We start from the raw sequence: 26169 nt of genomic DNA, 5'->3' as shown, positions 1-26169 counted from the left end.
GGGTGCTCGCCTGCTCAAAAGGCTCGCGTTTCACCCAGCTAGGCCAGGTGATAACCGTCACTCACAGGCTGATCGCGGAGCTGATCGCTCTTCGGCTAATCAGTTGTAAGCGGAACACATTCAAGCACAATGCTTGCTGGTCTGGGCAGCCCACTGTATTTGTAAAGGACGGTGTATGTACCAAGATCATGATTTGCGCGAAGATCTAGACCCCCAAGAAACCCAAGAGTGGTTAGAAGCCCTTGATGGTGTATTAAAAAATGGGGGGCGCGCGCGCACGGCATTTTTGATGAAAAGACTGGCCAAGCACGCAGCGCGTGCAGGCACTGAACTTCCCTCTGCAATTACCACTTCTTTTCGTAACACCATTGAGCCCGGCAATGAGCGCCGTATGCCCGGCGACTTATTTATGGAACGTAAAATTCGCTCTATGATCCGCTGGAACGCCCTGGCCATGGTGATGCGCGCCAATGATAATAACGAGGGCTTGGGTGGTCATATTTCGAGTTTTTCGTCGTCTGCGACCTTGTACGATGTGGGGTTTAACTACTTTTTTCGTGGGGGCGAACAGGCTGACTTAATTTACTACCAAGGTCATAGCTCGCCGGGTATGTATGCGCGCTCTTACCTTGAGGGTCGTATTGATGAAGCGCAGTTGGACAGTTTCCGGCGTGAAGTCGATGGTGAGGGCTTGTCGTCTTATCCCCATCCATGGCTGATGCCTGATTACTGGCAATTTCCTACTGTTAGTATGGGCTTGGGTCCCATTCAAGCGATATACCAAGCGCACGTAATGAAATACCAGCAAAGTCGCGGGCTGGTCGATCATGGTGATCGCAAGGTGTGGTGCTTTATGGGGGATGGTGAGAGTGATGAACCCGAATCGCTGGGGTCTATCGCGCTAGCTGGTCGCGAAAGTCTGGATAATCTCATTTTTGTCGTTAACTGTAATTTACAGCGCCTTGATGGGCCGGTGCGTGGCAACGGCAAAATTATTCAGGAATTAGAAGGTGTCTTCCGCGGCGCTGGTTGGAATGTCGTTAAAGTTATTTGGGGTCGGCACTGGGACAAATTATTAGAAAAAGATACCACTGGTTTATTGCGTCGGCGCATGAACGAAGTGGTTGATGGTGAGCTCCAAAATTACAAGGCCAATGGGGGTGCTTACACTCGTAAACATTTCTTTGGCAAATATCCAGAGTTGCTGGAGTTGGTGAAAGACCTGTCAGACGAAGATATTATGTATCTTAATCGTGGTGGTCATGATCCTTATAAAGTCTATGCTGCTTACGCCCAGGCCATGGAAACTAAAGGTCGGCCGACCGTTGTTTTAGCTATGACCGTTAAGGGTTACGGCTTGGGCGACGGCGGTGAAGCACAGAACGAAGCACATTCGGTTAAGAAGCTCGATTTAGAAGAATTGAAAAAATTCCGTGACCGTTTTGGCGTGCCAATTAGTGACGATAACTTAAAATCAGTACCCTATTATCGTCCGGCCACAGATAGCCCTGAAATGGTGTATATGCGTAAGCGTCGTGAACAGCTTGGCGGCTTTTTACCGGCTAGACAGGCAGACTTTGAGGCTTTAACAACGCCTGCGATCGATACCTTTAGCGCCCAACTCAAGTCCACTGGTAAGCGCGAAGTGTCGTCTACCATGGCCTTTGTGCGCATGCTGTCCACTTTGGTAAAAAATAAAGAAGTGGGCTCTCGTATCGTGCCCATTGTGCCGGATGAAGCGCGCACTTTTGGTATGGAAGGCATGTTCCGTCAGTTAGGTATTTACTCCTCCCAAGGCCAGCGCTATATACCCCATGATTCAGATCAGGTCATGTTTTACAAGGAAGATAAACAAGGCCAGATACTCGAAGAAGGTATTACTGAGGCGGGTGCATTCTCGGCGTGGCTGGCGGCAGCGACCTCTTATAGTAATCATCATTATCCGATGATTCCGTTTTATATTTTTTATTCTATGTTCGGTTTTCAGCGGATTATGGATCTGGCATGGGCTGCCGGAGACTCTCAAGCGCGGGGCTTTTTAATTGGCGCGACCGCAGGGCGTACCACACTTAATGGAGAGGGCTTGCAGCATCAGGATGGCCACAGTCATTTAATGGCCAATATGATTCCTAACTGTGTGTCTTACGACCCGACATACTCATATGAGCTGGCTGTTATCCTTCAAGATGGTATGCGGCGGATGTATCAAGACAAGGAAAATATTTTCTATTACGTGACCGTCATGAACGAAAATTACAGTCACCCAGATATGCCTGAAGATAGCGCCGAAGGCATTATTAAGGGCTTGTACTGCCTTGCACCATCGGCGCTTAAAAAGCCTAAATTGAAAGTGCAATTGATGGGTAGTGGCACTATTTTACGGGAAGTAGAGGCTGCCGCAAAAATACTCAAAGCAGATTATAACGTTGACGCCGATGTCTGGAGTGCAACCAGTATTAATCTGCTGCGCCGTGATGGTTTAGATTGCGAGCGTTGGAATATGCTACACCCAGAAAGTGAGCCTCGGCTTCCGTATGTGACCGAGCAGCTGCGTGGCAAGCAGGGACCATTGATTTGCGCTACAGACTATATTAAGTCCTATGGCGAGCAGTTGCGGCCTTATATTGAGTCTCGCTATGTGGTGCTGGGTACTGATGGCTACGGTCGCTCTGATACCCGCGCGAAGTTGCGTCAGCACTTTGAAGTAGATCGCCAGTATATTGTGGTGGCGGCATTAAAAGCCTTAGCTGACGACGGTCAGCTGGCTCTAAGCGAAGTGACAAAAGCCATTAAGACTTTTGGTTTAGACATGGATAAACCCAATCCGCTGTGCAGCTAATTGTTTAAGAAGGATTTATTTGTGGCTAAAGAAACGATAAAAATTCCTGATCTAGGTGGCGGTGAGGTTGATGTCATTGAGATCTGTGTAAAAGTTGGCGATGTCATCGCGAAAGAAGACTCTTTGGTGGTAGTGGAGTCTGATAAAGCATCGATGGAAATTCCTTCGCCACAGGCCGGGAAAGTACTGAGCATTAGTATTAAGGACGGCAGCACGGTTAGCGAAGGAGATGTGATCCTCGAGCTTGAGGTAGAGGCGGACGCCGCTGTCGATAATTCCGAGGCACTACCTGCTGGCAAGACTGATGCTACTGAAACCTCAGAGCTTGAAGCCTCAGAACCAGAAACCCCAGAATCGGAAATCACAGAATCAGAAATCACAGATAAGGCTGAGCCAGTTTCGGCAAAAGATGAACCGGAAGTATCTGCGGGTCTTAAGCGTGAAACCATCGAAGTGCCTGATATTGGCGGCAGTGGGGATATCGAGGTTATAGAAGTTTGTATCGCTGAGGGTGATAAGATTAGCGAAGGTGATTCACTGGTGGTGTTAGAGTCCGACAAAGCCTCTATGGAAATTCCGTCCCCGCATAGCGGTAAGATTTTGTCGGTAGCGATTAAAGTCGGTGACAGCGCCAAGCAAGGCACCATCATTGCGGAAATTGAGTGTCAATCTGCCGCTGAACAGCTTGAGCCTGAAAAAACTGTCGCAGTAGCGCCAGTAAAACCTGCTCAAACCGCAGAGAAATCAGTGCCCCCGGCCGCTTCGCCGACGCCTGCAGTGAGTAAGTCAGAGCCGGCCGGGACGACCATCGTTAGCCACGCCGATATTTACGCCGGACCTGCGGTTAGAAAGTTGGCACGGGAATTCGGTTTAGAGTTAGAGCAGGTGACGGGTACCGGCCCGCGTGGACGTATTCTCAAAGAAGATTTACAACAATTTGTTAAAGATCTAGCTAGCGGCAAGTCTGCTGCAGCTGCAGGCGGCGCCGGTATTCTTGCTATCCCCGATATCGACTTCAGCCAGTTTGGTGAGATCGATGTGCAGGCCACAACTAAGCTAGCCAAGCTGACCGCGGCGAATATGCACCGTAGCTGGTTGAACTTGCCGCATGTGACTCAGTTCGATGATGTGGATATTAGCGAGTTAGAAGACTTTCGCGCCAGTGTTAAGAGAGAGAGTGAGCTGCGTGGAGTTAAGCTCACGCCGCTGCCGTTTTTGCTTAAAGCCGCTGCCCTCGCTTTGCGCACCTACCCAAAATTCAATGCGTCTCTGAGTAGTGACGGCGAGAGTATGATTTTCAAGAAATACGTCAATATTGGTATTGCCGTCGATACGCCTGTTGGTTTAGTGGTACCGGTGATTCGCGATGTCGATAAAAAATCCTTATGGGAGCTGGCGGCGGAATCCGCAGAGCTGGCACAAAAGGCCAAGAGCCGCAAACTCAAGCCTGCAGAGATACAGGGCGGCTGTTTTACTATTTCTAGCCTTGGCAATATTGGCGGTACGGGCTTTACGCCGATTATTAATGCCCCAGAGGTGGCTATTCTGGGGGTCTCCAAACTCGCAGTAAAACCGCAGTGGAATGGCAGCGAGTTTATGCCACGTAAAATGTTGCCAGTGTCTTTATCTTATGATCACCGCGCTATCAATGGTGTTGATGCAGGGCAGTTTTTTACCTTTATGGGTGAATTGCTAAAGGACATACGACGTCTGTTACTGTAGTTTTTCTTGCCCTGATTTTGGCTGGATGCTATTGGCTGTACGGGGGGATACTTGCAGAAGAGGTGTAGGCCAATGTGTTTTGGTTTACACCCAAAGTGGGTCCTTGAAAATTATGTCTTATCAGTCATAGGCGGAAATCCAGACATTAAAGCTGGGTTTTTAACGGTAATTCGGTGGTGTTTTTGATTTCTGTTACCGCAATGTGCGAGTGAATTTCGCGAATCATAGGTAGTCTTAATAGGCGGTCGCGGACAAAGCTTTCGTAATTTCGAATATCTTTTACAATAATTTTTAACATGTAATCCCAAATGCCAGTCATGGTGTAGCACTCAACAACTTCATCAAAGTTTTCAACTGAAAACTCAAATTCTTCCAGATTTTGGCGACCTGATGCAGTGAGATTAATGGTGGCGAATACCACCAAATCCATGCCCAAGATATGACGATCTAGCAACGCGACTTTTTTGCGAATCAGACCATCTTGCTCAATCCGGTTGATGCGCCGCCAACAGGGTGATTGCGACATACCCACCATATCCGCGACGTCGCTTGATGTTTTGCTAGCGTCGGTTTGAAGGATGGCGAGAATACTAAGGTCTTGCTTGCTTAGTTCAATGCTCATAATGCAAACCTTATTCAAATGTGAATTAGTTTGTGGCAAATATTATGCAAATACTAGCGCGTTTCAGGTCTATTTAATATACGTTTTCGTTATCTTTCATGCTAGATATTCTCATTTTATGGACACTAATTACTTTCGATGCCGCTCAAACATAGAGCAGTTGCTGGCCGCAAATTTTGGGCTGCTGATAATTCCATGACGCATTTTGATGCGCCTTATTACTTATCTTAAGTAGAGGTCGGCTAGTCAGAAATGACCGTTACTCTAATGTTATTTATTTCAGCCAGACGTCAAAAAGTCAGTTGATTTTTTTGAAATCATGGCCGATATGTTAGTGTTATAAGTAGATATTAGTTTTCTTATTTTATGAGTACATCTATTAATGCCAATATTGCGGCGCTCGACAGTGCTCGTAATCTGCAGATATCGGAGAGTCAATTAGTCTAGGCGTAGCAGCGTTTGTCGACTCGTCTGCGACGCATAGGGCACGCGGTGATGCTATGTATGGTCCACTCTTTGTTTTACTTAATGATTTAAAACGGTATTTGCGATGATGAAATATTCATTGCAGAGTCTAGTGATTTTTGTCAGTTTTAATGGATACACGCAAATGTTTTGCAGAATGGTGGGGATGGAAGACAAAAAGATGTTCACTATCACGGTGGCCGTGTGAACAGAGACGAAAACACCGGAGATTATCATTCCAGCGTCTTTGAGAATCTGCCAGATGTTCGCGACGGCTTAAATAAAAAGGAACGCGCCATCCTGTATTGCCTGCATGAAACCCAAAAAGAATTAGGTGGCAGAAATGTGCCTACCATTATGCTCTATGGTCGAGTGCTGGAGATGGTGGACATTAGCAAAGGTGAGTTTCAATCGATACTATCGCGTTTTGTTGGCTTAACTAAGCTCCGCGAAGAGTAGCGCAGCTATCCCTTCCTGATGACGGCGCATGAGCTTGCTTTTAAGTATACCTATAGCCGGCCTGCGGAAATTATGGCTGAGGAGCAATAAAATCTGGCTAGGCTAGAATCACAAAAATCGCTATTTGGCGGTGGATTTGCAAACCACTAGATTGAAACCCGACGACGGCGAGGCGGTAGGTATTGCCTAGCTTCTCCGTGAAAATAGCCAGATTGATATGCTCCGGACCGGCCCATATCTATTGCGCACTAATAATAGTGTTGGCCACAGTGCGCTCTTTCATCATCTTCGTGACGGTGATTCGGGCGACGCTCTCTCCGTAGTTGCGTGATGTCATTTTTCTTCGAGGTCTTAAAAGTGCGGGTGCTCATCCTTTATTGTGCTGTGAGCGATATGGCATTTTTGGATTAATGATGTGTTCATTTTCACGGCACGAGATTGCTAATGCCGTTTGTCGATATTCTCGCATTTGAAACAAAGCGACTGAATTCTCGGTATTTGATAATCCGTTCCGGTGACCTGCGCCAAGAGCAATACTGGCAGCGCTATAATCTACCAGAATATCCTCCTTATAATGCCATGAGCGATGCGCTGGCAACGGCGGCATTGTTTCTGACGATGATGGCATCAAAGCGCGGAACATAGAGTATTGCTGCGCGGGGATAAGTCAGTGGTAATAGCCATATAATTCATGACTTTGTAGTAAATTATGCGTTTTAGATGTTTATTTATCATAATAAATGCATCTTATTACCTATTTCCTGCATGAATAAAATAATAAATTCCGCGTGTAAAACATAAGCTGGTGGTTAGACGTTTACTAGCCATTGTCGGAGAATAAAACCTATGCCTCTGTCAGAGCACGCCTTTAAAATCTCATTGGACGACAAGTATAGTTTGGATCATACCCGTGCTTACATGACGGGTATTGAGGCCTTAGTGCGTCTGCCTATGCTCCAGCATCAACGCGACGTAGAGCGTGGTTTAAACACCGCGGGCTTTATTTCAGGGTATCGGGGTTCTCCCTTAGGCAGTGTCGATCAGGCCATGTGGAAAGCCAAGAAATACCTCGATAAACACAATATTCAATTTGTTCCGGGCGTGAATGAGGACTTGGCGGCTACGGCCGTGCGCGGTAGTCAGGAGGTGGGTCTGTTTCCCAATGCCAAATACGATGGCGTATTTGGTATGTGGTATGGCAAGGGTCCCGGGGTGGATCGCAGTATGGATGTGATCAAACATGCCAATGCGGTTGGGACCTCAAAATTTGGTGGTGTGTTAGCGGTTGCTGGCGATGATCATGCCGCCAAGTCATCTACATTGCCGCATCAGTCTGAACATATGTTTATAGGGGCATCTATTCCTGTACTTGCGCCTGCTAATGTCCAAGAGGTCTTGGACTTGGGTATTTACGGCTGGGAGCTTTCTCGTTACGCCGGTTGTTGGGTAGCACTTAAAGCGATAACCGAAAATATGGATTCGGCGATTTCCGCCGAGATAGATGCCCGCCGCGTTAAAATTGTCCTGCCAGAGGACTTTGAGATGCCGCCTGATGGCGTGCATGCGCGCTGGCCCGATTCGCCTTTAGCGCAAGAGCTGAGACTGAATAAATATAAAATTTATGCCGCGCGTGCTTTTGCGCGTGCGAACAATTTGAATCGCATTGTTATCGATAGCCCCAAGGCGCGCTTGGGTATTGTGACCAGCGGCAAGGCTTATCTCGACGTCTTGCAGGCCTTGGAAGACCTAGGAATAGATCAGCGTCAAGCGGCGGCAATTGGTTTGCGGGTTTATAAAGTCGGTATGCCCTGGCCCTTAGAGCCATTAACAACCCATGAATTTGCTGCCGGTTTAGAAGAGATTCTGGTGGTAGAAGAGAAGCGCTCCATCATCGAAGACCAGATTACAGGGCAACTCTATAACTGGCCGGTAGCAGATCGCCCCCGTGTTATTGGTGAGTTTGATGAACAGGGCAAAGAGCTGCTTCCTAACCTCAGTGAATTGACGCCGGCGATGGTGGCGCGGGCCATCGCCTCGCGTATTCGCCGCTTTTATAAAAGTGATGAAATAGAAAAGCGTCTTAGGTTTTACGATCAAAAAGAGCAATCTATCGCCAATAAGCATGGTGTTATAAATCGTAGCCCGCATTACTGTTCTGGTTGCCCGCACAACACTTCAACAGTCGTGCCCGAAGGCAGCGTGGTGATGGGTGGTATTGGTTGTCACTATATGAGCACGTGGATGCCAAGCCGCCCAGCAACTACTTTTAGCCAAATGGGCGGCGAAGGCGTGAACTGGGTGGGACAAGCCGCATTTACTGACAATAAACATGTATTTCAAAATTTAGGAGATGGCACATATTTCCACTCCGGTAGTATGGCCATCCGTCAGGTCGTTGCAGCCGGCGTCAATATCACTTATAAAATTCTCTATAATGACGCCGTGGCGATGACAGGCGGGCAGCCGCTCGATGGTTCATTAACGATTGAACAGCTTATTATGCAACTGCGTGGCGAGGGCATTAAACGTATTGCCTTGGTATCAGATCATCCTGAAAACTATGCTTGGCCACAAAAGAATGGCCTAACTATTAGTCATCGCGATGACCTACTGACGATTGAAACCGAGTTGCAAGGCGTGGCCGGTGCCTCGATTCTAATATTTGAGCAAACCTGCGCGGCAGAAAAACGTCGCCGTCGTAAAAAAGGCACAATGATTGATCCCAATCGCCGTATTTTTATCAATGAAGCGGTGTGCGAAGGTTGTGGCGACTGTGGCAAGAAATCTAATTGTTTGTCGGTATTACCCAAGGAGACCGAGCTTGGCCGTAAACGTCAAATAGACCAAAGTGCGTGTAATAAAGACTACTCCTGTGTGAATGGCTTTTGCCCCAGCTTTGTATCAGTCATTGGCGGTAAGCCTAAAAAGAATACCGCGGTCGCTGCCGACAGCTTTGGCCTTATTCCCATGCCGGTGTTGCCGGTAATAATTAGGCCATGGAATTTGGTGGTTACCGGTGTTGGTGGAACGGGAGTGCTTACCATTACCGCCGTCCTGGGCATGGCGGCGCACATTGAGGGCAAGGGCTGCGCCACTATGAATCAAACCGGCTTGGCGCAGAAGTTTGGCCCGGTAGTAAGTCATTTGCGGGTGGCAAATAAGCAGGATGACATTAATGCAGTAAGAATCCCGGCCGGCGATGCTGATTTGTTATTGGGTTGTGATTTGGTGGTGTCGGTATCTGACGAAGCCATTGCCAAGGTCAATGTCGAGCGCACAGTTGCGGTCATCAACGACACCGAAATGACCACCGCAGAGTTTATCTACAACCGCGATGCCGAGTTTCCAGCGGACTCTATGAAGCAATTGATTGTTGACGAGGTGGGTGAGGGCAAGGTGAGCTTTGTCGATGCCACCGAACTAGCCCGTCATCTTCTCGGCGACACCTTGGCGAGCAATTTTTTTATGTTGGGCTACGCATTTCAAAAGGGCTATGTGCCGGTGAGCTTCGATGCTATTGATCACGCGATAGACTTAAATGGTGTGGCGGTAGATTTTAATAAGCAGGCATTTTTATGGGGGCGCCACGCTGCACATAATATTGATGGGGTACGTCAAGCAGCTGGCATCGAAGCGGAGCATTGGTCGCCGCTGGGTGAGGTCGAGGATATTATTCAGTATCGCTACCAACACTTGCTGAAATACCAAGACAAACAGTATGCCGACAACTATATAGAGCTATTGAACGCGGTTAGGGCTAAGGACGAAGCTATTAACGGCGTTGCGGCCGAGCTAACGTCCGTGGTTGCTAAGTCTTTACATAAATTACTGGCATACAAAGACGAATATGAAGTGGCACGCTTATACACTGATGGCGAATTTTTGAAGACGCTCAACAACGCTTTTGAAGGTGACTATAAATTACAGTTCCATTTGGCGCCGCCTTTACTTTCGACGATCGGCGCGGATGGCTTCCCGGTGAAGCGAGTTTTTTCAACTTGGGTGCTAGTGGCCTTCAAGGGACTAGCTAGGCTTAAAGGCCTGCGCGGAACAAGATGGGATATATTTGGCTACAGCGCGGAACGCAGAGCAGAGCGGGCCTTATCTCATGAGTTTATTGCCCAGCTTGATACCGTCTTACCCAAAATTAGCAGAGACAATGTGAGTATCGCCATTGAGCTATTCCAGCTGATTGATGATGTTCGTGGTTTTGGCCATGTGAAGGTGGAAGCTATTGCTCAGTATCGTGTGCGCCGCGATCAACTTATTAAGCGTTTGACTGGCGATATTGTGCAGCTAGTCGATATTCATAATGCCGCCTGATTATCATAATAGCTGGCTAACAGGAGAGCGGAGTGACAGTATTTAACTCGCCATATTTTGACGGTCATGAGCTTGTTGCGTTTAAGCATGATGCGCGCAGTGGTCTGCGGGCGATCGTGGCGGTGCATAACTCCAATTTGGGGCCGGCCATGGGTGGCTGCCGAATGTATCCCTATGTAAATGATGACTGCGCACTTGATGATGTGCTGCGATTGTCTAAGAGCATGACCTATAAGTCGGCTTTGGCGGGGCTGCCCTTGGGTGGAGGGAAGGCGGTCATCATTGGCGATCCAAGTAAAAATAAATCCCGCGATTTACTGCTGGCGATGGGCGGCTTTATTGAGGATCTTGGCGGTCGTTATATCACCGCAGAAGATTCTGGCACCACCGTGGCTGATTTAAAAATTATCGCGGAGTCTAGCTCCTATGTGTCGGGTGTTCTTGACGGTGGTCGCCATGGTGGTGATCCCTCACCCTATACCGCCGAGGGAATATTTCATGGCATAAAGGCGGCTTTAAAGTTTAAGCATGGAAGCGCTGATTTGACTGGTGTTCGCGTTGCCATACAAGGCGCGGGGGCAGTTGGTCGGCATTTAATATCGCTGCTGATTTTGGAGGGTGCGAGGGTTTTCGCCGCCGATATTAATACTCGTAACTGTGAGTTGGCTCGCCTTGCTGGGGCCAATATTATCGCCTGTGATGAGGTACTCGGTTTTGCTGCGGATGTATTAGCGCCCTGTGCGATGGGAGCCGTAATCAATGCGGATACCGTGGAGACCATTCAAGCAGGTATTGTGGCTGGCGCGGCCAATAATCAATTGGCCAATACTGCGCAAGGCGAGCGTTTGCGGCAGCGAGATATTTTATACGCGCCTGATTTTATGATTAATGCGGGTGGGATTATCGATGTTTACTATCAGCGCGCGGAGGGGAGTTCTGCAAGTACATCTGCACATATAGCGACTATTGCGGCATCCTTGACTGAAGTGTTTGGACGTTCTGTGGCAAGAGGCGTCTCTACTGCCGCGGTTGCTGAAGGCATGGCGGAAGAGCGGTTTTTACTCGGTAAACACGCGAAAGTGGCTTAATTTTCATAATTGAGTAATACCGTCAGCCTGCACCCTGCTGCATCAAACTTTGGCTCTATCATCACAATCTAAGATAGATTGATTCGCGAGTTCGGCAATAGTCGGCTAATGTCTAAGCCGGAGCTATTGACGGTCTTAGCCCTAGGCCCTAACGGCTATTTAGTTTTTCTGATACAAACCAGAGTTGCAGCTATTTTAGCTGCTGTTGGGTGTGAAAGCCGCGTATGCTATAACGATAAATAAAAGTGATGATGGGAATAAATATTAGCTAAAGCTTGTCGAATGTTGTGCAAGTTGGCCTGTCTATTGCTGCAGTGGGTCCTAAGGTATGAGGTTATTGGGGGCATAGCTGCTATATAAAAACGATTATGCACTAACACAACGCGAGACTCAGAACTGCCCCGCGCTATTTTGGTGCGCAATGGATTTGGAATAAAATAATTTTCAGCAAGGTGCTTTATAAATGACTAAAGGTGCAGACAAGGAATCTGGCGGTATCGATTGGAGTCAGTATCAGGGCAGTGATTTTTTTGATGAAATGATAACGCCTAAAGGAGTTGCCCGCCTGGCGAGCCGACGCGTCGTGAAATATCTAGGAGGCCTGAGTCGCGAAGAACTTGAGAGCCGACGGGTAGCAGCAGAGAGCACCGTCCGCGATATGGGCGTGAGTTTTACGGTTTATTCCGATGGCGAAAATATAGATCGCTCATGGCCTTTTGATCTTATTCCCCGAGTTATTAGCGCCAAGGAATGGGAGCAGACCGCCGAGGGCCTTAAGCAGCGCGTACGGGCACTGAATCTGTTTATAAATGATGTGTACCACGAGCAAAAAATATTTAAAGACGGTGTAGTACCGGCTCATCTTATTAAAGATTCTAAAAATTTTCGTCCTGAGTGTGTGGGAATTACGCCGCCAAAAGGCGTGTGGGCGCATATCTGCGGCTGTGATTTGGTACGTGACTCTGACGGCAAATTTTATGTCTTGGAGGATAATTTACGGGTGCCGTCAGGCGTGGCTTACATGCTGGAGAACCGCGAGATAAGTAAGCGCGTTTTGCCTGAATTATTTGAGACCAATAGTATATTACCCGTCGATGACTACCCGGCGAAATTGTTCAATATGCTGGCATCGGTGTCACCTCGCAAAGTGCGTCAGCCTGCAATTGTCATCTTGACCCCCGGTATTTATAACTCGGCTTATTTCGAGCACGCTTATTTGGCGCAGCAGTTGGGTGTTGAATTAGTAGAAGGCAGTGATTTATTTGTTGGTGAAGATGACTGCGTTTATATGAAAACCATTTCCGGCCTCGAGCGGGTTGATGTGGTTTATCGCCGGATAGATGATTTATTTCTCGATCCAGAGGCTTTTCATCCTGATTCAATTTTGGGTGTGCCGGGTATTATTCGCGCTTGGCAGGCAGGTAATGTGACTTTGGTAAATGCGCCGGGCGCGGGGGTGGCCGATGACAAAGTGGTCTACGCCTACGTGCCAAAAATGATTGAATACTATTTAGGTGAAAAAGCGATTCTGCCCAATGTTGAAACCTATCTTTGCGATGATCCTGAACAGCTAAAATACGTTCTTGAAAATATTGAAAAGTTGGTGGTAAAACCCGCGAATGAGTCTGGTGGCTACGGCATGATGGTGGGGCCGCATGCGACCAAAAAAGAACATGAAGAGTTTCGTAAACTCGTGCAGGAAAACCCTCGAAACTATATTGCCCAGCCGACCTTAAAGCTTTCGACCGCGCCTGTGGTCACGGGCGTGGGCGAAGCGGAACCTCGCCATTTAGACCTGCGGCCCTTTGTGTTGCAGGGTACTGACTTGGCGGTGACGACGGGTGGTTTAACACGGGTGGCTTTGAAAAAAGGCTCACTTGTTGTTAATTCCTCACAGGGTGGTGGCAGTAAAGATACTTGGATCGTGGCGGAAGGGGACGCAAAATAATGATGTTATCGCGAGTGGCAGAGCGAGTTTATTGGTTTGCGCGCTACCTTGAACGGGTGGAAAGTATGGCGCGCTTAATACAAGTCTATACCGGTTTGCTATTCGATTTACCCAGAGATACGGGGATCAGTTGGCACAATCTGGTTATTGCCAGTGGTAGTCACGCCGAATATAACCGGCGCTTCACAGTGCAAGATGAAAAGCGGGTGGTGAAATTTTTACTTGAGGACCTCAGTAATCCAAGTTCTTTGGCGTCATCGCTGAAAATGGTAAGGGAAAATATCCGCACCACTCGCGACATGGTGCCCCAGGAAAGCTGGGAGTTGGTCAATGAATTCCAAATCTTTGTGTCAGAAAACATCTCCCAGGGTTTAGGCCGCCGTTACCGGCATGAGTTTCTGGAAGAGATCATTAAGACCTGCCAGCAGATTAATGGCTTGATTGCCGACACCATGCGGCGAGATGCGGCCTGGCATTTCTTGAATATGGGGCGCAGCTTGGAACGGGCAGATATGACTCTCCGTATTCTGGAGGCGGGCGCCAGCATGTCCAGCGATCTTATTGAAAGTGACTCCAATCATGTGCTGGATGCGGTCTGGGGTAGTGTGTTGGGGACGTTAAACGCCACCATGCCCTATCGTCGCACCATGAAAGTAGCGATAAATGGCGATGACTCTGCGCGGTTTTTACTGGAAGATACTCTGTTTCCCCGCTCTGTGGCCTGCGGCCTGTTGCGGATGCAGGACTCGGCAAGGCAATTGCCGTCCAGTGACCTGGTGGTTACCGGCTTAAATCAATTTTCGAAAACCGTGACCGATGGCAGTGATTATAGCGACGTTTCGACTAGCTTCCCTGCCTATCTCACCAAGCTTGAAAAAAATTCCATGGTGGTACATCAGACCATTCAAGATACTTGGTTTAAGCCAGCATAAGGGCCCTTATTAGGCATATCTCGGTCAAGCAAGTGTTTGCCCAGGTATGGGACTTACGGTAATCTTCCCGCTCGTGATTTGCTGTCGGTGGTGGTCGCGATTCCTGCTCTAATATGGTGCATAATCATTGCTTTGCAATTAGGGAATTGCGACTAGGACCGTGGTGATGTTCCTTTTACCTAGGGTAATCCTGTTACTCGACGCACGCTTCTGGCACCACATCCATGTCAACTGAACGTTTTGTTTATAAACCGCAGCATGACCAATATGACGAGGTCATTGGGGCAGACGGCAATGTTCGCGAACATTGGCACTACCCCATGCGGGTCCTTAATGCCATGGGAATGGATGCCCTGCTTGAGCGACAACGCACTGCCAAGCGAATACTCCGTGATGACGGCGCCAGCTACAGTCCTGGCGACCAGCAAAATGTAAGCCATACGTGGAGCTTAGATTTACTGCCCATGATTCTATCGAGTCAGGAGTGGGAATCTATTGAGAATGCGCTGCGTGAGCGCTCTGAGCTACTCAATCTTATTCTTAGTGATCTCTACGGTGAACGGACGCTCATTCATAACAAAGTTATCCCGCCCGCCGCCATTTTTAGTCATCCCGGCTTTCTTCGCGCCTGTGATGGTATTCGTCTGCCAGGAGAGCATCAGCTTATATTCCATGCCGCAGATTTAGTGCGCTCTGCTAGCGGTGAGTGGTTGGTGATTGGTGATCGTACCCAAGCACCCTCGGGCACGGGTTATGCCTTAGAGAACAGAACAGTATTGCGACGGGTCATGCCGAGTTTGTTCCGTGATGCTCATGTTCATCGGCTGTCTAATTTCTTTCTGCAGTGGCGTCGCAAATTAGCCGAGCTTAGTCCAACCAAAGACGCACCTTTAGTTGTGTATCTTACCCAGGGTGCGTTTAAAGAAAACTCATTTGAAGACGCCTACCTCGCCAATTACCTTGGTTATCCTCTGGTGCAGGGGCGAGATTTGACGGTTCGCAAGGGCGCACTGTGGTTAAAGTCCTTAGACGGTCTCCGCAAAGTGGATGTTGTACTGCGTCGAATAGACGACAGCATGGCCGATCCTGTGGCGTCGCGGAATAGTTTTGGTCAGGGCGTTCCCGGTTTAACCGAGGTGGCTCGCGCCGGTGGTGTGATCATTGCCAATCCGCTGGGTAGTGGGATTTTAGAAAGTCCGGTTTTAGCTAAATATATGCCGGCGATTGCTCGTCACTTTCTCGGTCGTGATCTGCGCTTGAACTCGGTACCAACGTGGTGGTGTGGTGACAAGGCAGATTTAGAGTATGTGAAGGCCCATTTTGACGAGCTGCTTATCCGGCATACTTGCCGTGTGCCCGGTCGTCACAGCCTGTTCGTGGCTGAGTTAAATGCCCAGGAACGCGTTGATTTGTTGGCGAAGGTGTTGGCAAATCCAATAGATTATGTGGCGCAAAGTGCAGTGCGTCCGTCTCAGACTCCAGCATTAGATGGCAAAGTGTTTAGTAGCCGGCCTTTAGTGATGCGCGGATTCACCGTGGCCAGTGGCAATTCCTATAGTGTTATGCCGGGGGGGCTTACGCATATTGGCACCCATACCGACACCCAGCATATTGTTAGCCAATATGGTGGCGGCAGCAAAGACACTTGGATCTTAGCGTCTGAGCCGGAAGTAGAAGACAGCGTTTTTGAGCCTGAAAAATTAATGCGACAAAAGATGGATCGCAATTTCAGTTTACCAAGTCGCGTTATTGATAATTTGTTTTGGTTTGGTCGCTATGCCGAGCGGGCCGAGTCGGGCTTACGTTTGGTGCGTACTGCTTTTGAAGAGCTTAATAGTATTGAACCACTATCGCCAGATAATCGCCGCGTATTATTGCGCTCAGTCACAAAGGTCACCGGCACCTTCCCAGGCTTTACTGCCAAAGATGCCGATTTTGACGCGCCGGAGCACGAGTTACTCGATATTGTATCCAATCGATCTCGGCCCGGGAGTATCGCGCACTGCCTGGAAGCTATTTTGCACTCTGCCGACGGGGTTAAGGAGTTGCTGTCAAATGACATGCTGCGCTTAATTAACGATATTCGCGATGGCATGGAATACCTCAATAAAAATCTTGAAAGTAGCCTGCAGGCTGCGCCAGAAGAATTACTCGACCCACTTATTACTAGCTTGCTGGCGCTGTGTGGTTTAAGCCAAGAAAGCATGGTGCGAGGTCGCGCCTGGCGATTTATGGAAATGGGTCGTCGTCTAGAGCGCGCGCAAAAAACAGTTGAATTACTTAGTCATATTTTGGTCACAGACAAAGGCGATGGCCAGGGCGTGCCTTTGTTAAAGCCAGTACTGGCAAGCTTAGAGTCACGTATTGTGTATAAGCGTTACTACCGCAGTGGATATCGCTTAGATAAGGGCATGGAGCTGTTGTTGTTTGATCGTCAAAACCCTCGGTCAGTCATCTTTCAGTTGGAAAGCCTTCGCAACCACTTGGAAGATGTGGAAGGTCACAGTCAAAGCGTCCAGCTAAGCGAAGATATGCGCTGCATTTTACGCGCGACAAATAATTTATTACTCACGCCATTGGAAGAAATCGCGACGCGAGATGAGGAAGCTGGAGAGTATTTGAATTTAGGTAAATTACTAACGCAGTTAGACGGGGATCTCAAGGCGGCCTCACAGGCACTCGCAGATCGCTATTTCGATCATACATCGGGACCACAACCCGTTGAGATGAGCGGTAGAGGTGTTTCATGAAATATCGGGTAAAGCACTCGACTCGTTACGAATACGCCGGCCAGGTGAATCAGGGTTATAACGTGGCCTATTTAATCCCCCGTGAATGTAATGGTCAGCGGGTCAATTACAGTGATATTCGTATCATTCCCGCGCCGACAAGTAGAATCAAACGGGTTGATTATTTTGGCAACGTGGTGTGTCACTTTACCGTGGAAAAACCGCATCACTCATTGGAAGTGATAGTAGATAGTGAAGTCGAAATAGCGCCATCTGAGCCGCGCTTGCTGAGTGGTGGGATTACCTGCGCAGAGGTTTTACTCGCCTTAAGTGCCGGTGCTGGGCAAGAGGATATGTGTGCCTCTGAGTTTTGCTTCAATTCGCCGATGATTGCTGTTGCTCCCCAGTTGGCCGATTTCGGCTGCGACTTGTTTCGCCCTAACCGGCCTTTTATCGAGGCGGTGAGTGCTTTAAATTCCCGTATTTTTAAAGATTTTAAATACGACCCAGGTTTTTCTACGGTTGCCACTCCGCTCGATGAAGTCTTAAAAAATCGTCGTGGGGTTTGCCAAGACTTTGCTCATTTGGCGATTGGCGTCTTACGTAGTCTTGGTTACGCCGCGCGCTACGTTAGTGGCTACCTTGAAACGCTGCCGCCTCCTGGACAAGTGAAAATGCAGGGTGCAGACGCCTCTCACGCTTGGTTTGCAGTCTATATTCCCGGCGATGAATGGCAGGATTTTGATCCTACCAATGATGTTATGGCGGCAGATCAGCATATTACGACAGCCTGGGGACGAGACTATTCGGACGTGACGCCCTTAAAAGGCGTTGTGTTTGGCGGGGGCGGCAAGCAGACATTATCCGTAGCGGTAGATGTTTCTAGGGTTGAGCTAGGCACTGCCATTGGATTCGCTGCCACTCCAAGTTCGAATGCGCCGCCGTCACAGACTCAGTCGCAGTCATAGCTAGATATAGCAATCGATTACTTATAATGCGGTCGACTACTATTATGGTGATCTTGCGATGCGCTATTTTCTTTTGCGCCGCCTGTACTCAAACACATCGGGATCATGACGCAACACAGGTCTTTACAGGCAATTATTTTTAGAAGGCGCGGCAGGTTTATAGCGACAAATAAGCGCGTTCGACGTATTGTGCTGGCCACAATTGTTGCGTGGTGGGCTTGTTCCTTTCAATCCCTAAACGTTTGATCATTCATAGGTAAGTGAACGTGTCGAAGTTTTTCTTTAAAGGTCGCACCGATCCGCGACAAAACCATATTAATCATGGTTACCAGACTAAGGCTATGACGAAAGCCGGTAGTAAAAAATATCCTCTGAGCCTGCTGGTCACGAGTGAGGCTCGTAAACAAGAAGTTGTGGTGATGTTGTCAGAGGCTGATTTGCACGGCGTAATTTCTGTCGATCTCAGCGATGCGGCAGTTGAAGATATCAGTGCGCTGACTGTCTTATTAAGTAAGACCGGCACTCAGGTGGTTGAAAAAATACCTGCTAGAAATGATCCCTGTCAGTGCGGAAGCGGTAGAAAGTACAAGAAATGCTGCGGCATGGCCTAAGCGAAATACCCGTTTGCTGAGCTCGCTCGCTTCCCTGTGGTTGCTGCGACAACAATAGCGATTCAATTACAGATCTTGCTTGGCCCTTAAAATGATTTCGCTATATTCCTGCGACAGCGCGTGTGGTGCAAATAGGCTGATATTGCTGCCGCCGTTATTAACAGGTGGTACCAGGCCAATGGCTGTTGTGCTCAAGACCCCTATAATTCTAAAAAGCTGCCCCAAAACCGCGCGCCAACGGCGCTGACGTAATCCCCACACCAACATTAAGCAGTGTAATTTGCTGTGCTGGTAGGTCGACTCTTGGCCTAGCACGTGGGCAATTTCTAGGTGTTTGAACTCAATCCCAGCATGGTTGCGACGTCTGGCGCTGGCAGCTAGGGCTAATTCTTTGTCGACATGCGGCGCGATGTTTCGGGTAAATGTCAGCATAATTACTATCCGCGATGATGTTCTTATCTGAATGCCACGATATTTCAATCTTATTGCGATCGCAATCCCTCAGGTTTCCGCGCCCACTATCTCGTCTATCCGTGCGAGGGTGATTAATGGCGATAGCTATTATTATCACCTGTTAGAACTTTGGGCGCCGGTTTTGGCGCTATCAATGTTATTTCAAGTCTTGAATACCGATAATAAGACGCATAAAAAAGTATAAGAAAAGGAGTGCTGATGTTTTTAGGTGACGATTGTATTGCGCTGGTGACTGGCGCTAGTCGTGGTGCAGGTAAAGGTATTGCCGAGGCGCTGGGCGATGCGGGCGCGACCGTCTATGTGACTGGTCGCAGTCAAACCGAGGGCGATTCAATATTGCCGGGAACGATTTACGCAACAGCAGAAGAAATTACCCGGCGAGGCGGCAAGGGTGTCGCGGTGGTGTGTGATCACGGCAATGATGATGAGGTTGCTGCGCTGTTTGCGCAGATTGCGCGCGATCACGGCAAACTTGATATTTTAGTGAATAACGCCCTGTGTGTGCCTGATGGTTTAACCTTATCCGGTCCCTTTTGGGAGAAGCCTTTAAACCTACAAGATATTTTGAATGTCGGTTTCCGGTCCAGCTATGTCGCCTCGTATTACGCGGCGCCGCTACTGATAAAATATGGTGGCCTAGTGATTAATACCTCGTCTCCCGGTGGGCGTTGTTATATGCATGGCCCGGCTTACGGTGCTGGCAAAGCAGCAGTTGATAAAATGGCTCACGATATGGCGGTAGATTTTAAGCCGCATCAGGTCGCGGTTGTTTCCCTGTGGATGGGATTGTTAAAAACTGAGCGCACGCAGGCGGTATTTGCTGCCGAACCGGAGTTGTATGGCCATTTACTAGATATGGTGGAATCACCTGAATTTACCGGTCGTGTTATTGCCTCTTTAGCCGTGGATAAGGCCCGTATGGCGCGTACCGGAAAGATTTGGTTTGCTGCAGAGCTTGGCGCTGAGTATGGTTTGGTAGATATAGACAGTCGCCTGCCGCCATCGCCAAGATTGATATTTGGTGATGAAACCCAGTTCAGCGATATCGTCATTCAGTAGTTGGCAGTAGCTAGCTGCAGCAGCTGTCATCCATTTGAGGTATTAGGGTGTTTGGCCCAAACCGTTACCATTGCGGCACTTATAAAGTGTTGATGGGTGTGCAGTTTGGCGCCGATTCAGACACCTGAAATCTGCTACTGGAGAACGATAATAATGGCAGCGATAGTCGCGGGATTACCCGAGCAAAACTATGCGGATCTGCCTAATGGTCAGCGCGTGCATTATTTAGATAATGGCAGTGGACCGGTAGTGGTGTTTTTACATGGTAGCGGCAGTGGCGCTAGTGGCCATAGTAATTTTAAGTACAACTACCCGTATTTGCTTGAGCAGGGATATCGGGTGATTGTGCCAGATTTAATTGGCTACGGTTATTCTGACAAGCCCGCAGATGTGCAGTACCACCTTGATCTTTTTGTTGAATGCATTAAGCAACTTCTTGATCAATTAGATGTGAATTCCTGCTCTTTAATTGGCAATTCTTTGGGTGGTGCTATCGCCATTAAGTTTACCTTGGATAATCCCTCCCAAGTCGAAAAGTTAGTGCTAATGGCGCCTGGTGGTATTGAGGAGCAGGCCGATTATTTTCATATGCCGGGTATGCAGGTGATGAAGGAGGTGTTTACCTCTGGGCCGATGGCACCCGAGCGCTTGGAAGATTTTATTCGGCGCGGACTCGTGTACGACGAGAGCGTGGTTGACGAGCAATTGATCAATGAGCGCTGGGGTATTTTTCAGCAGCAGAATAGCCAAGTTATAACCTCGATGGTTGTACCGAATATGGCGACGCGGTTGTCAGAAATTAGCTGCCCGATACTGGCTTTTTGGGGCGTTAATGAAAAAATGATGCCGGAAACAGGTATCCAAACCCTCGCTAAAAACTGTTCAAATATTCGCTTAACACTGGTTTCTCAGTGCGGGCATTGGGTGATGGTAGAACACCGCGATATGTTCAACCGCAATACCAACGATTTTTTGAGAAATAGCTAATGATGCAGAAAGACCAGATAAAAATCTTCGGCGATAACTTGTACGAGGCCATGCGTGATTTTAACCCCCTGCAACCTCTTATCGAGCAAGCTCCTGAGATCACCTTGGATGATGCTTACTATATTTCATTGCAGATGCTTAAACGTCGTGTCGAAGACGACGGTGAGGTGGTAGTCGGTAAAAAGATTGGTGTGACCAGCAAGGTAGTGCAAGACATGTTAGGTGTACATCAACCTGACTTCGGTTTTTTGACCGATGCAATGGCCTATCCTAATGGCGCTGACGTTACGGTGCTCGGTAACTTAATTCAGCCCCGCGCAGAAGCTGAGATTGGTTTTAAGTTAAAAGCAGATTTGCAGGGCCCCGGTGTAACTGAGGCCGATGTATTGGCCGCTACCGAATGCATAATGCCGTGCTTTGAAATAGTCGATTCGCGAATTAAAGATTGGAATATTCGCATTCAAGATACCGTTGCCGATAACGCCTCCTGCGGGGTGTATGTCTTGGGCGACGCAAGCGCTGATCCGCGCGATCATGATTTACCGAGTTTGAAAATTACAGTTTGGAAAAACGGCGTGCTGCTTAGCGAAGGCTTAGGAAGCGCTGTGCAAGGGAATCCACTTACTGCGGTAGCTTGGTTGGCCAATACCTTGGGGCGCTTTGGCATTCCCTTTAAGGCTGGCGAAGTGATTTTATCCGGTTCACTGGTACCTCTGGAACCGGTGATTGCCGGCGACAAAATGGAAATGGAATTACACGGTATTGGCCGCGCGTCAGTCCAATTTGTATAAGGCGGGTCCCCCTGTCTCAGCTTAATATTTAGAGAGTGCAACACCATGGCGGAAAAGATTAAGGCAGCAATTATCGGTCCCGGCAATATCGGTACCGATTTGCTAATGAAGGCATTACGCTCTGAACTGATTGAGCCAGTGTGGATGGTGGGGGTTGATCCAGAATCCCCAGGTTTGTTGCGTGCCAAAGAGATGGGTTTGAAAGTGACCGCAGACGGTGTCGACGGCATGTTGCCCACAATGAAAGCAGACGGTGTGCAAATTTGTTTCGACGCCACCTCTGCTTATGTTCACGCCGAAAATTCTCGCAAAGTGAATGAGCAGGGCGCGTTAATGATCGATCTAACGCCCGCGGCTATTGGACCTTATTGCGTGCCGCCGGTAAATCTTAAGGACGCATTAGCTGCGGGCAGCAGCAACGTCAATATGGTGACTTGTGGTGGGCAGGCGACCATTCCAATGGTGGCAGCGGTATCTCGGGTGCAGTCAGTGAGTTACGGCGAAATTGTCGCAACCGTGAGCTCTAAATCAGTGGGTCCGGGCACGCGTAAGAATATTGATGAATTCACCCGCACCACAGCCGGTGCTGTTGAGAAAGTCGGCGGCGCCCGTCAAGGCAAGGCGATAATTGTTATTAATCCTGCAGAGCCACCGCTGATTATGCGCGATACCATTCACTGTCTCACCGACGAAGAGCCTGATCAGGACGCGATCCGCAGGTCAGTCAATGACATGGTTGCCGAGGTGCAAAAATATGTGCCGGGTTATCGGCTGAAAAATGGCCCGGTGTTTGATGGCAATCGGGTGTCGATCTTTATGGAAGTTGAAGGTTTAGGCGATTTTCTACCCAAGTACGCGGGTAACTTAGACATTATGACTGCTGCCGGGCTGCGCACCGCAGAAATGTTTGCAGTGGAAATGCTGGCGGGACGCTTTTCGCTTCCATCATTGGCGTCGGTCTAAGGGGACAGGAACATGGATTTACGCGGTAAAAAAGTTGTATTACACGATATGTGCTTGCGTGATGGCATGCACGCCAAACAGCATCAAATTTCACTAGATGAAATGAAGTCTATTGCCCAGGGCTTAGATGAGGCGGGAATACCGCTGATCGAGGTGACCCACGGCGATGGACTCGGCGGCTCCTCAGTGAATTACGGGTTTCCAGCGCACAGCGACGAGGACTACCTGAAAGCAGTGGTTGGCGTAGTTAAAAATGCAAAAATTTCAGCGCTGCTGCTACCTGGTATTGGCACGGTTGATCACCTTAAGATGGCGGCGGATTTAGGTGTGACCACTATCAGAGTTGCCACTCACTGCACTGAAGCTGATGTGTCAGAACAGCACATCGGTATGGCAGCGCAAATGGGCTTAGATACCGTCGGGTTTTTAATGATGACCCATATGATCGAGGCTGAGCAGATTGTTGAGCAGGCCAAACTCATGGAGTCTTTCGGCGCAAACTGTATTTATTGCACGGATTCAGCGGGTTACCTGCTGCCAGATCAAGTGAAAGAGCGCATTGCTTTACTGCGTCGTGAACTCAAACCGGAAACCGAATTAGGATTTCATGCACATCACAATCTCAGCCTTGGGGTGATGAACTCTCTGGTTGCGATTGAGGCCGGCGCCAATCGTATTGATGGCTCGGTGGCAGGTTTGGGTGCGGGCGCAGGCAATACACCGCTCGAAGTATTGGTTGCGGTGATGGATCGTATGGAAGTCAATCACGGTATTGATCTTTATAAAATCATGGATGTTGCTGAAGATTTGGTCACGCCGATTATGGACAGTCCGATTCGGATTGACCGCGACTCCCTAACCTTGGGTTATGCCGGTGTATATTCCTCCTTCCTGCTGTTTGCTAAACGCGCGGCGGCGAAGTACGGCGTGTCATCGCGTGACATTTTGGTTGAACTAGGCCGCCGCCGCACGGTGGGTGGTCAGGAAGACATGATTGAAGATCTGGCAATAGACATGGCTAAGGCCAGAGGTCTTATCTAAATAGTTAGTTTGAGCTAGTAGTTTATATCAAGCCATCTTGATGGGCCTTCGCTCGAAGGCCTTACGTCTGCGTGTTTCTCAGTTATACTGGCGACCCTAATAAATAAATAAGGCCTGGCTGGCGCCGATATGCTTATTAATCCCGCCTTTGACGAATTAATTGCCACTATTTACCAAGGTCCATTAGAAGAGGAACCTTGGCAAGATTTCCTGTCAGTGCTGCGCAAAATGATGGACGCGGTATCAGTAACCTTGGTTCTAAATAAACCGTCTGAGAAAGGACGAGGTGTGCTGCGGGTTGTGGGTGGCAATCTTGAGGGCATAGCCCGGTACCAAGAGCGCCTGTTCGCTATGGATCCCTTTCAGTCGCTGCGTCCCGGCGAAGTGAAAAGCCTGATGGAAATGGTGCCCGGTGAAGGCTGGCTGGACAGTGAACTCTACAAATTATGCATGCAACCTGCGGGCTTATACGACTCTCTGGGGGTGGATATTGTTGTCCCCGGCGAGATGAATGCCGGACTGCGGGTTGCTCGCGGCCAGCACTCGGCGAGCTTTGATCAAGCAGATCGCGATTTGATTTATGCCCTAGTTCCCCACTTGGAGCGGGCACTGCGATTTCATGTGAGATTGAACAAAGTTGAATCTGAACGCGATTTATATGCCGGTGCAGTGGAAAGTTTGTCATTGGCGACTATTATTCTGGATGAGAATGGTCGTGTGCTTAGTTGTAACCGCATGGCTGAGTATTTGATTATTCGCGAACCGGATGTTCGTGTTGAAGATGGCCAGCTGCTATTAGGTGACCAAGCGACTACCAAGAAATTGCAGCGTTTGATTAACCGTATATTGGAACATCGCATTGGTGATGAGCCGACGGTTGTTGAAGCGATGCGAGTGCCGCGCGACGGCGATTTTGCTGATTTAGGCGTTATTGCCCGCCCGGTGCCGGTAACCGAATGGTCTGAAGGCAAATCGGTGCCGACAGTAGCCATTTTTATCAGTGACCCTGAATACGGCGCAGAGGCGCCGGTTGCGGTTATTATTCAATTATTTGGATTTACGCCAACCGAGGCGCAGCTCTCCTTGCTGCTGTCTGATGGCCTAAGTCTTGACGAAGCTTCTGCGGCACTTGGTATGAGCCGCAATACCGCACGCACACATCTGCGGTCGATTTTTTCAAAAACCGGTGTCAGCAGACAAACTCTGTTGGTGCGGTTAATTCTGAAAAGCGTGGCGCAGCTGGCAGAATAAACTCAGTTGGCTGGTCACATTCGTCGCTAGGAGTGTGTGTAATGGCTATTCTGCAAGGTAAAGTTGCGGTGGTAACAGGTGGTGGGCAAGGCGTTGGCGCTGGTATTGCGTTTGCTTTAGCCGCTGAAGGTGCGACGGTGGCGGTGCTGGGCCGAACGCTTGCCACCTTAGAAGCCACCTGTGCAGAAATTCACCGTCGCGGCGGTGATGCCCAGGCCTTTGTTTGCGATGTTACCGAGGCCGACGATATCGACGCTGCCGTACTGGAAATTGTCGATGAATTCGGTGGCGTCGATATTCTAGTCAATAACGCTCAGATTGTGCCGCTCGGCAATATCCTCGAAATAAACGAAGACGAATACCTCGATGGCATGGATTCCGGTCCTTTAGCCACTCTCCGCTTTATGAAGGCCTGCTACCCCTTTTTGCGGGGCGAAGGCAGTGTAGTTAATCTCGCCAGTTCTGCGGCTATGCGTTCTGACTCTGCAGGTTTTGGTGCTTATGCCGCCGCTAAAGAAGCAACCCGCGCACTGAGTCGCGCCGCCGCCTGTGAATGGGGTGAAGATAATATCCGCGTCAATTGTGTTATGCCGCTAGCTATGTCGCCGGCCATGAGTCGCTGGGTAGAGAGTGGTGGCGATGATGTCGAGGATTTTCTGTGTACCGTGCCGCTCGGGCGAGTCGGTGATTGTGAGGAAGATGTAGGCAGGGTGGTGGTGTTTTTGTGTGGGCCGGATGCAGCCTATATTACCGGTCATACCCTGCCGGTGGATGGCGGTCAGGCGTTTTTGCGTTGATATACTCTAGGGTGACAAACTGGACTTGTCTGCAGATCTCGCTCTAACAAGGCAGTTTAGCAGGCGAGTTATTGGCAGGAATGTGACGAAAAGTTTCCCT

Annotated in this window: 20 protein-coding genes; 18 read left to right on the top strand and 2 right to left on the bottom strand. The window is 49.0% G+C overall.

Going from position 1 to position 26169, the window contains the following annotated elements; translation table 11 throughout:
• Positions 1 to 193 precede the first annotated feature (193 nt).
• Positions 194 to 2839 (top strand): pyruvate dehydrogenase (acetyl-transferring), homodimeric type, encoded by a 2646-nt coding sequence (aceE, locus tag ACI955_RS03275; protein WP_415242380.1) that lies wholly within the window; start codon positions 194 to 196, stop codon positions 2837 to 2839.
• A 21-nt stretch (positions 2840 to 2860) separates the two neighbouring features.
• A complete protein-coding gene (gene aceF, locus ACI955_RS03270) occupies positions 2861 to 4561 on the top strand; it encodes a dihydrolipoyllysine-residue acetyltransferase (protein WP_415242306.1) in 1701 nt (566 codons plus the stop codon).
• Between the two features lie 145 nt (positions 4562 to 4706).
• On the opposite strand, the gene ACI955_RS03265 is transcribed toward aceF, so the two are convergent.
• On the bottom strand, positions 4707 to 5183 hold the full coding sequence (locus tag ACI955_RS03265) for an Lrp/AsnC family transcriptional regulator (protein ID WP_415242305.1): 477 nt from the start codon (positions 5181 to 5183) through the stop codon (positions 4707 to 4709).
• A 669-nt stretch (positions 5184 to 5852) separates the two neighbouring features.
• On the opposite strand from ACI955_RS03265, the gene ACI955_RS03260 reads away from it, so the two are divergent.
• The 9 genes from ACI955_RS03260 (at position 5853) to ACI955_RS03220 (ending at position 18706) form a co-directional block, all read left to right on the top strand.
• The gene (locus ACI955_RS03260; RefSeq protein ID WP_415242304.1) at positions 5853 to 6107 is read left to right on the top strand and encodes a hypothetical protein; all 255 of its coding nucleotides are present in this window, start codon (positions 5853 to 5855) and stop codon (positions 6105 to 6107) included.
• Between the two features lie 444 nt (positions 6108 to 6551).
• A complete protein-coding gene (locus ACI955_RS03255; RefSeq protein WP_415242303.1) occupies positions 6552 to 6752 on the top strand; it encodes a hypothetical protein in 201 nt (66 codons plus the stop codon).
• 201 nt (positions 6753 to 6953) lie between these two features.
• Positions 6954 to 10430, top strand: coding sequence for an indolepyruvate ferredoxin oxidoreductase family protein (locus tag ACI955_RS03250; protein WP_415242302.1), 3477 nt, complete (start codon positions 6954 to 6956; stop codon positions 10428 to 10430).
• 32 nt (positions 10431 to 10462) lie between these two features.
• Positions 10463 to 11518 carry a Glu/Leu/Phe/Val family dehydrogenase gene (locus ACI955_RS03245; protein WP_415242301.1) on the top strand — a complete coding sequence of 352 codons (1056 nt, stop codon included), beginning with the start codon at positions 10463 to 10465 and terminating at the stop codon, positions 11516 to 11518.
• A 538-nt stretch (positions 11519 to 12056) separates the two neighbouring features.
• Complete coding sequence (locus ACI955_RS03240; protein WP_415242379.1) at positions 12057 to 13466, top strand: circularly permuted type 2 ATP-grasp protein; 1410 nt, start codon at positions 12057 to 12059, stop codon at positions 13464 to 13466.
• Entirely contained in the window at positions 13466 to 14398 is a 933-nt protein-coding gene (locus ACI955_RS03235) for an alpha-E domain-containing protein (protein WP_415242300.1), read from the top strand. Before ACI955_RS03240 ends, ACI955_RS03235 begins: the two co-directional genes overlap by 1 nt.
• A gap of 224 nt (positions 14399 to 14622) precedes the next feature.
• Positions 14623 to 17148, top strand: coding sequence for a circularly permuted type 2 ATP-grasp protein (locus ACI955_RS03230; protein ID WP_415242299.1), 2526 nt, complete (start codon positions 14623 to 14625; stop codon positions 17146 to 17148).
• The gene (locus ACI955_RS03225) at positions 17145 to 18095 is read left to right on the top strand and encodes a transglutaminase family protein (protein ID WP_415242298.1); all 951 of its coding nucleotides are present in this window, start codon (positions 17145 to 17147) and stop codon (positions 18093 to 18095) included. Before ACI955_RS03230 ends, ACI955_RS03225 begins: the two co-directional genes overlap by 4 nt.
• 266 nt (positions 18096 to 18361) lie before the next feature.
• Positions 18362 to 18706, top strand: a complete 345-nt coding sequence (locus tag ACI955_RS03220) for a PBPRA1643 family SWIM/SEC-C metal-binding motif protein (RefSeq protein WP_415242297.1) — start codon at positions 18362 to 18364, stop codon at positions 18704 to 18706.
• Positions 18707 to 18772: 66 nt separating this feature from the next.
• Here the strand turns inward: ACI955_RS03220 and ACI955_RS03215 are convergent, their stop codons facing one another.
• A complete protein-coding gene (locus tag ACI955_RS03215; protein WP_415242296.1) occupies positions 18773 to 19138 on the bottom strand; it encodes a DUF3703 domain-containing protein in 366 nt (121 codons plus the stop codon).
• Positions 19139 to 19378: 240 nt separating this feature from the next.
• Between ACI955_RS03215 and ACI955_RS03210 the strand changes: the two genes are divergently transcribed.
• The 7 genes from ACI955_RS03210 (at position 19379) to ACI955_RS03180 (ending at position 26069) form a co-directional block, all read left to right on the top strand.
• A complete protein-coding gene (locus ACI955_RS03210; RefSeq protein WP_415242295.1) occupies positions 19379 to 20239 on the top strand; it encodes an SDR family NAD(P)-dependent oxidoreductase in 861 nt (286 codons plus the stop codon).
• 153 nt (positions 20240 to 20392) lie between these two features.
• A complete protein-coding gene (locus ACI955_RS03205) occupies positions 20393 to 21226 on the top strand; it encodes an alpha/beta fold hydrolase (RefSeq protein ID WP_415242294.1) in 834 nt (277 codons plus the stop codon).
• 2 nt (positions 21227 to 21228) lie between these two features.
• Positions 21229 to 22017: a fumarylacetoacetate hydrolase family protein gene (locus tag ACI955_RS03200; protein ID WP_415242378.1), complete on the top strand. Its 789-nt coding sequence runs from the start codon at positions 21229 to 21231 to the stop codon at positions 22015 to 22017.
• A 45-nt stretch (positions 22018 to 22062) separates the two neighbouring features.
• A complete protein-coding gene (locus ACI955_RS03195) occupies positions 22063 to 22980 on the top strand; it encodes an acetaldehyde dehydrogenase (acetylating) (protein WP_415242293.1) in 918 nt (305 codons plus the stop codon).
• Positions 22981 to 22992: 12 nt separating this feature from the next.
• Entirely contained in the window at positions 22993 to 24021 is a 1029-nt protein-coding gene (dmpG, locus tag ACI955_RS03190) for a 4-hydroxy-2-oxovalerate aldolase (RefSeq protein ID WP_415242292.1), read from the top strand.
• Between the two features lie 129 nt (positions 24022 to 24150).
• On the top strand, positions 24151 to 25272 hold the full coding sequence (locus ACI955_RS03185) for a helix-turn-helix transcriptional regulator (protein ID WP_415242291.1): 1122 nt from the start codon (positions 24151 to 24153) through the stop codon (positions 25270 to 25272).
• Between the two features lie 41 nt (positions 25273 to 25313).
• A complete protein-coding gene (locus tag ACI955_RS03180; RefSeq protein WP_415242290.1) occupies positions 25314 to 26069 on the top strand; it encodes an SDR family NAD(P)-dependent oxidoreductase in 756 nt (251 codons plus the stop codon).
• The last annotated feature ends 100 nt before the right edge of the window (positions 26070 to 26169 follow it).

Source organism: Zhongshania sp., from assembly GCF_047636175.1.
Lineage (GTDB): Bacteria > Pseudomonadota > Gammaproteobacteria > Pseudomonadales > Spongiibacteraceae > Spongiibacter.
The sequence above is the reverse complement of the archived record's forward strand: the minus strand, read 5'-3'. Positions and strand labels throughout refer to the sequence as shown.